The following is a 7,542-nucleotide window of genomic DNA, read 5'->3' on the forward strand; positions in this document are numbered from 1 at the left end:
CATCGCTGCTGCCTTCGCTGCGCGACCCGCGCGTGCGCGCCGTCGTGGCCATGGCCCCGGCCGGCGTGCCCTTCACGGCCGCGTCGCTGGCCCAGGTGCGGGTGCCCACGCGGATCTACGAAGCCGAGCAGGACCGCTTCCTGGTGCCGCGCTTCCATGCCGAATGGATCGCGCGCAACATGCCGGCCGCCGAGCTGCAGCGCATCCCCAATGCCTGGCACTTCGCGTTCATGGACACGCCGTCCATGCCCATCCAGACGCCCGACGGCGACATCGCCGCCGATCCGCCGGGCTTCGACCGGCAGGCACTGCTGGCGCGCCTGGGGCGGGAGATTCCGGCCTTCTTCGACACGGTGTTGTCCGAGGCGCCGGCGCCGAAGTGAAGTGCCGGAGGGGCGGGCGCGGATCGCCCTTCGCCCTGTCGCTTACCATCTCGCCGTCACTTCTCAAACTTCAATCCATCAAAGAGATGAGCGGCTTTCAGAGGATTCTTCGTCGCCTGAACCTGCGGTCGCGCGACCACCGCGCGACCGGGCCGGTGGCTTCACCGGAAGCTCCGGAGCGCGCGGCGCCCGAGGAGGCCCCACCAACCCAGGCTGGGTCAGGCATCGCATTGCAGCCCGAGGCCTTGCGCGCGGGCGCGCCCCGCGCGATGAACATGGCGCTGCTCGGCACCTGCATCGCGGAAGCGATCGCGACGCAGGCCGACTCGATGGGCCACAAGGCCGACCATTTCCTGATGCAGTCGAGGCCGGGGGACGAGCCACCGGCCGTCGCGTGGCAAAGCTACGACTGCGTGGTGGTGCATCTGACGCTGCGGCAGGTGCTGTGGGAAGCGGCCAGCGCGCGCCCCGATCTGATCCACACCTGCGCGCTGACGGACGAGGAATACAACAACGCCCTCGCAGCCGCCTGCGCGCACCTGCGCAACGTGGTCGAGAAGATCGAGGCGGCGGTCGGCGGGGTCGTGCCGACCTTCTATTTCGCCTTCGTCGAGCCACCGTCCACCTACCAGGGCATCCTGCTGAACGGCCGCAGGAAGTCGCTGCATCACATGGTCCGCACGCTCAACGACGAACTGGCGGCCCTGCTCGAGACGCGCGGCACCAGCCGCTACATCGAAGTGAACGACCTGCTGGGCTACCACGGCCTGGCGGCGGTCTCCGACATCTACAGCAATCACTTCAGCCACGCCTTCTTCCACGGCGAGGCGATCCGTTCGGTGATGACGCGCGTGGGCGATGCGCTCACCGTCCTGCGCAACGAATCGCCGATCAAGCTCATCGTCACGGACCTCGACAACACGCTCTGGAAAGGCGTGCTCGCCGAGTTCGACGACATCGTTCCGCACGAGCACACCGAAGGCTGGCCGCTGGGGTATGTCGAGGCGCTGCTGGAGTTCAAGCGCCGCGGCGGCCTGCTGGCGATCTCGAGCAAGAACGACCATGCCGAAACGGTCGAGCGCATCCGCCACGTCTACTCCAACCGCCTGAGCGTGGACGACTTCTGCTCGCTCAAGATCAACTGGGAACCGAAGTCGAAGAACATCCGCGAGATCCTGGCGGAGACCAACCTGCTGCCCGGCAATGTTCTCTTCGTCGACGACAACCCGCGCGAGATCGAGGAGGTCACGCGGGCGATTCCCGAACTCCGGACGCTCTCGGGCGACCAAGCCGAGTGGCGCAACGCCATCCTGTTTTCGCCCCACACGCAGGTGGCCCGGATCTCCTCCGAATCGGCGGCACGCACCGAGCTGATCCAGGCCAAGCAGAAGCGCGACGGCCTGGCCACGGCCATGAGCCGCGACGACTATCTCGCGTCGCTCGAGATCCGCACCCGCTTCGACGTCATCGCATCGGCCTCGCATCCGAAGTTCGCGCGCGCGCTGGAGCTGGTCAACAAGACCAACCAGTTCAACACCACCGGCAAGCGCTGGACCCATGCCGAGATGGAGGCCCTGTTCGCGAGCGAGGGGCGCGTCGTCACGGTGAACGCCGCCGACCGCTTCGGCGACAACGGCCTGATCGCCGTCGCGCTGCTGCGCGGCGCGACCATCGAGCAGGCCGTGATGTCGTGCCGCGTGTTCGGCATGGGCATCGAGACCGCCTTGCTGTGCACGCTGTTCGAGCACGCGCCGTCCGCCGCCGCCGGCCTCGCCGCGCTGTACGCCGAGACCGGCAAGAACAAGGCCTGCGCCAGCTTCTATCCCGACCACGGCTTTGCCGCGGACGGCCACGGCGCCTGGGTGGCGTCGAGCCCACCGGCATGGCCGGCGTGGATCACCGACGCCTCGCACGCCGCCGTCGTCTAGCGGGCGTTCGCCTCGCCACGAAAAATGCCCCAAGGGGGCGTTTTCATCTTGGGGCGGCCCGGCGATGAAAAAAGGGCCATGCCGTCGCCGGCATGGCCCTCGTCATTCGCCGCAAGGCGCAGCGCTCAGTGCTGCAGGATCTTGTTGAGGAAGTCCTTGGTGCGCGGCTGGCGGTTCTCGGGCTGGCCGAAGAACTCGTCCTTGGTGCAGTCCTCGAGGATGCGGCCGCCGACGTCGATGAAGATCACGCGGCTCGCGACCTTGCGGGCGAAGCCCATTTCGTGCGTGACCACCATCATGGTCATGCCTTCCTTGGCCAGGCTCACCATCACGTCGAGCACTTCGCCGACCATCTCGGGGTCGAGCGCCGAGGTGGGTTCGTCGAACAGCATCACGATCGGGTCCATGCTCAGCGCGCGGGCGATCGCCACGCGCTGCTGCTGGCCGCCCGAGAGCTGGCCCGGGAACTTGTCCTTGTGCGCCATCAGGCCCACGCGGTCGAGCATCTTGAGGCCACGGGTCTTGGCCTCGTCGGGCGTGCGGCCCAGCACCTTGATCTGCGCGATCGTGAGGTTCTCGGTCACCGACAGGTGCGGGAACAGCTCGAAGTGCTGGAACACCATGCCGACCTTGGAGCGCAGCTTCGGCAGGTTGGTCTTGGGGTCGTGCAGCGGGATGCCGTTGACGGTGATCTCGCCCTTCTGGAAGGGTTCGAGCGCGTTCACGGTCTTGATGAGCGTGGACTTGCCCGAGCCCGAGGGGCCGCAGACCACGACCACGTCGCCCTTGGCGATGCTGACCGAGCAGTCGTTGAGCACCTGCACGGGGCCGTACCACTTGGAGACGTTCTTGATTTCGATCATTTTTTCGGACATTTCTTTCTCTCCGGTTCAGTGCTCTGTCAGCGGATGATGGCGATTTTCTTGTGCAGGCGCTTCACCAGGTACGACAGCGCATAGCACATCACGAAGTACACGACCGCGGCGAGCAGGTAGGCCTCGATCGGGCGGCCGAAGTTCTTGCCCGCGGTCTCGAAGCCCTTGAGCATGTCGTAGGCGCCGATGGCGTAGACCAGCGAGGTGTCCTGGAACAGGATGATGGTCTGCGTGAGCAGCACCGGCAGCATGTTGCGGAAGGCCTGCGGCAGCACCACGAGGCGCATGTTCTGGCCGTAGGTCATGCCCACCGCCTGGCCCGCGTTCACCTGGCCGCGCGGGATCGACTGGATGCCCGCGCGCATGATCTCGCTGAAGTAGGCGGCCTCGAACGCGACGAAGGTGATCACGGCCGAGATCTCGGAGCGGTAGTTGGAACCCACCGAGCCGAACAGCGAATAGAACGAGGCCGGCACCAGCAGGAAGAACCACAGGATCACCATCACCAGCGGGATGCTGCGCATGCCGTTGACGTAGAGCGCCGCGGGCGCATCGAGCCACTTCTTGCCCGACAGGCGCATGAGCGCGAGGATCGTGCCGAAGATCACGCCGCCGATCGTGGCGACCACCGTCAGCATGATGCTGAAGTAGAAGCCCTTGATGACGAAGTTGCTGATGACGTCCCAGTTGTAGAAGGACAGGTCGAGATTCATCATGTCAGTGTCCTCCGCCGCCGCTGGCCGAGACGATGAAGCCCGGCACGCGGGTCTTCTTCTCGATGAAGGCCATGAGCCGGTTGATGGCCAGGGCCGACACCACGTAGCACGCCGTCACCGCGAGGTAGACCTCGATGCCGCGCGAGGTTTCTTCCTGCGCCTGCATGGCGAACATGGTGAGTTCGGTGACCGACACGGCGAACGCGACCGACGAATTCTTGAAGATGTTCATCGTCTCGCTCGTGAGCGGCGGGATGATGATGCGGTAGGCCATCGGCAGGATCACGTAGCGGTAGTACTGCGCCGTGGTGAAGCCCACCGCCATGCCCGCGTAGCGCTGGCCCTTGGGCAGCGCCTGGATGCCCGAGCGCACCTGCTCGGCGATACGCGCCGAAGTGAAGAAGCCCAGCGCCAGCACCACCAGGATGAAGCTCGGCACGCCCTTCATGACCGGGACCAGCGCCGGAATGACGTGGTACCAGAGGAAGATCTGCACCAGCAGCGGAATGTTGCGGAACAGCTCGACCCAGGCATTGCCCAGCCTCACCAGCCACGGGCTGTCAGGCAGGGTGCGGATGATCCCCACCAGCGAGCCCAGCACCAACGCGACGATCAACGCCAACAGTGCCACGGACACCGTCCAGCCCCAGGCCGACAGCATCCATTGCAGATAGGTCGGATATTCCCCCCCGGGGTCCTGCAGGAAGACCTGCCAATCCCAGTTGCCCATTTTTCTTACTCCTTCGCCTTCTTCCGAAAATCAGTCCCTGAAAAGAAACGCCCACCGCGAAAGGTGGGCGTCATTCACGCAGCGACGCGACGCTTATTCCTTGGTCACGTACTCTTCAGCGGGCTTGTCGTTCGGGTTGGCCCATGCGTTCTTCGTGGCTTCGCCCAGCGGCAGGTTGATGGTGACGTTTGCCGGGGGGATCGGCTTCAGGAACCACTTGTCGTAGAGCTTGGCGAGCTCGCCCGACTTGGCCTGGGCCTTGATGCTGTCGTCCACGGCCTTCTTGAAGGCGGGGTCGTCCTTGCGGATCATGATGGCGATGGGCTCGACGGCGAGCACGTCGTTCAGGATCTTGTAGTCCTTCGGCGACTTGGACTTGGCGGCCAGCGCGGCCAGGATCGAGCCGTCCATCACGAAGGCGTCGGCACGGCCGGTCTCGAGCAGCAGGAAGCTGTCGGAGTGGTCCTTGCCGTAGACCTCCTTGAAGGTCAGGTTCTCGGCGCGCTTTTGCTTGCGCACGGTCTGCAGCGGCGTGGTGCCGGTGGTGGTGGCGACGGTCTTGTCCTTCAGGTCGGCCAGCGAGTTGATGCCCGAGTTCGCCTTCACGACGATCTTGGTTTCCTCGACGTAGGTGGTCACGCCGAAGGCCACGTCCTTCTGGCGCGTGGCGTTGTTGGTGGTGGAGCCGCACTCGATGTCGACGGTGCCGTTCTGCACCAGCGGGATGCGGTTCTGCGAGGTCACGGGCTGGTACTTGACTTCGAGCTTCTTGCCGGCGGCCTTCTCGAGGTCCTTGATGATGTTGGCGCAGACGTCGTAGTGGAAGCCGGTGTATTGGCCGTTGCCCAGCGTGTACGACAGACCCGAGGATTCACGCACACCTTCGGTGATGACGCCCGATGCCTTGATCTTGGCCAGCGTGTCATTGGCCTGCGCCATCGCGCCGCCGGCGGCCAGCGCCGCGATTGCCAATGCCAGTACTTGCTTTTTCATACGGAAAACTCCTGAGGGTGACGGAAATGAGAGATACAACGAAATTCTAGACATGATGTCTCGGGGGAATACCCGGACCAACCCGGTGCATTTTCCCCGAGCCGCGCACCGGCCGGGCGCATAAGGCGCCTGGCTGGTGCGGACACAGGATTTGGCATTGTCCGGCTTTCACAAAGCAGCCTTTGTGCCCGACGGTTCCGCGGCCGGCGGCACCGGCACGGACAGCCGCACGGGCTGGGTCAGGTTCTCCGGAACCAGCAGCGCGTCCATCTCGGCGCGCGTCATGATGCCCAGCGATTCGGCCACCAGGTCGATCGGTCCGCCCGTGGCCAGCGCGGTCTTGGCGATCAGCGCGGCCTTCTCGTAGCCGATCAGCGGATTGAGCGCGGTGACCAGCGTGACCGACTCGCGCACCCGCTTGGCGAGGAACTCGCGGTTGGCCTCGATGCCGTCGACGCAGTTCAGCTGCAGCGTGTTGCAGGCGTTGCCCAGGTGCTTGATGCTCTTGAACAGGCTCCAGCCCATGATCGGCTCGAAGGCGTTGAGCTGCAGCTGGCCGGCTTCGGACGCCATGGTCACGGTGATGTCGTTGCCGATCACCTCGAAGGCCACCTGGTTCATCACCTCCGGGATCACCGGGTTGACCTTGCCCGGCATGATCGACGAGCCGGCCTGCCGCGCGGGCAGCCGAATCTCGCCGAAGCCGGCCTGCGGGCCGCTCGAAAGCAGGCGCAGGTCGTTGCAGGTCTTGCTGAGCTTGGTGGCCACGCGCTTGAGCACGCCCGACAGCTGCACGAAGGCGCCGGTGTCCTGCGTGGCCTCGATCAGGTTGGCGGCCTGCTTGAGCGGCACGCCGGTCTGCTCGGCCAGGTACTGGCAGGCCAGGTTGGCATAGCCGTGCGGCGCGTTGATGCCGGTGCCGATGGCGGTGGCGCCGAGGTTGATCTCCTCGATCAGCGCGCGCGCCTCGCCGAGGCGGGCCTCGTCCTCGCCGATCATGATCGCGTAGGTCAGGAACTCCTGGCCCAGGGTCATCGGCACCGCGTCCTGCAGCTGGGTGCGGCCGATCTTGAGCACGTCCTTGAACTCGAGCGCCTTGGCCTCGAAGCTGCGGCGCAGCGCCGCCATGGCCTCGAGCAGCTTGCCGATCGCGAACCACAGCGCCAGCCGCACGGCCGTCGGGTAGACGTCGTTGGTGCTCTGCGAGGCGTTGACGTGGTCGTTGGGATGCAGCACGTCGTAGCGGCCCTTCTCGTGGCCCAGCTTCTCGAGCGCGAGGTTGCAGATGACCTCGTTGGCATTCATGTTGGTCGAGGTGCCGGCGCCGCCCTGGATCACATCGACCACGAACTCGTCGAGCAGCTTGCCCTCGATCAGGTCGTCGCAGGCCAGGATGATCGCGGCCGCGCGGTCGCGGTCGATCGCGCCGAGGTCGGCATTGGCGCGCGTGGCCGCCTTCTTCACGAAGGCCAGCGCGCGCACCAGGTCGGGCATGGCCGACACGCGGGTGCCGGAGATCGCGAAGTTCTCGACCGCCCGGGCCGTGTGCACGCCCCAGTAGGCGACGGCGGGAATCTGCTTCTCGCCGAGGAAGTCGTGTTCGGTTCTGAAGTTGGAGCCCATACCCACCTCTCGGCTGAAAAAAAGCACGCGAGAACGCGTGCCATGGAGTTGCGGTCGTTCGACCCGCGGCCGAAAAACTGCCCGGACTGTAGGGGCGTCATGGCACGGACGCCAATGCTGTTTACGGGAACACTTATGCCTGACTTTTATAGATTGTGCAGTGCACAAATCCGACCCCAAAGGCTATACCCAAACGCCCGGCCCGACCAGCGGCGCTCCCCCTACGAGGTCGCGGAATCAGCGCGGCGGCTGGGTGCCGACGAGGTACGACCACAGCGCGTCGGCCGAGCTCTT

Annotated in this window: 7 protein-coding genes; 2 read left to right on the forward strand and 5 right to left on the reverse strand. The window is 65.4% G+C overall.

Translation table 11 applies throughout. From position 1 onward, the window contains the following. Together AC27VN_RS26700 and AC27VN_RS26705 are read left to right on the forward strand one after the other, a co-directional pair. A partial coding sequence (locus AC27VN_RS26700; RefSeq protein ID WP_490878486.1) for an alpha/beta hydrolase family protein occupies positions 1–383 on the forward strand: 383 nt, incomplete at its 5' end. An 86-nt stretch (positions 384–469) separates the two neighbouring features. Further along, on the forward strand, positions 470–2,311 hold the full coding sequence (locus tag AC27VN_RS26705) for an HAD-IIIC family phosphatase (RefSeq protein ID WP_490878487.1): 1,842 nt from the start codon (positions 470–472) through the stop codon (positions 2,309–2,311). A 125-nt stretch (positions 2,312–2,436) separates the two neighbouring features. Here the strand turns inward: AC27VN_RS26705 and AC27VN_RS26710 are convergent, their stop codons facing one another. The 5 genes from AC27VN_RS26710 to AC27VN_RS26730 form a co-directional block, all read right to left on the reverse strand. Further along, positions 2,437–3,174, reverse strand: a complete 738-nt coding sequence (locus tag AC27VN_RS26710) for an amino acid ABC transporter ATP-binding protein (protein WP_057590997.1) — start codon at positions 3,172–3,174, stop codon at positions 2,437–2,439. Between the two features lie 38 nt (positions 3,175–3,212). After that, positions 3,213–3,902, reverse strand: coding sequence for an amino acid ABC transporter permease (locus AC27VN_RS26715; RefSeq protein WP_057590982.1), 690 nt, complete (start codon positions 3,900–3,902; stop codon positions 3,213–3,215). 1 nt (position 3,903) lies between these two features. Then, on the reverse strand, positions 3,904–4,632 hold the full coding sequence (locus AC27VN_RS26720) for an amino acid ABC transporter permease (RefSeq protein WP_093354052.1): 729 nt from the start codon (positions 4,630–4,632) through the stop codon (positions 3,904–3,906). Positions 4,633–4,725: 93 nt separating this feature from the next. Then, the gene (locus AC27VN_RS26725) at positions 4,726–5,625 is read right to left on the reverse strand and encodes an amino acid ABC transporter substrate-binding protein (protein ID WP_093354050.1); all 900 of its coding nucleotides are present in this window, start codon (positions 5,623–5,625) and stop codon (positions 4,726–4,728) included. Positions 5,626–5,793: 168 nt separating this feature from the next. Continuing rightward, on the reverse strand, positions 5,794–7,248 hold the full coding sequence (locus tag AC27VN_RS26730; RefSeq protein ID WP_093354048.1) for an aspartate ammonia-lyase: 1,455 nt from the start codon (positions 7,246–7,248) through the stop codon (positions 5,794–5,796). Between the last annotated feature and the right edge of the window lie 294 nt (positions 7,249–7,542).

This window comes from Variovorax sp. 20P10.2.4 (assembly GCF_058244205.1).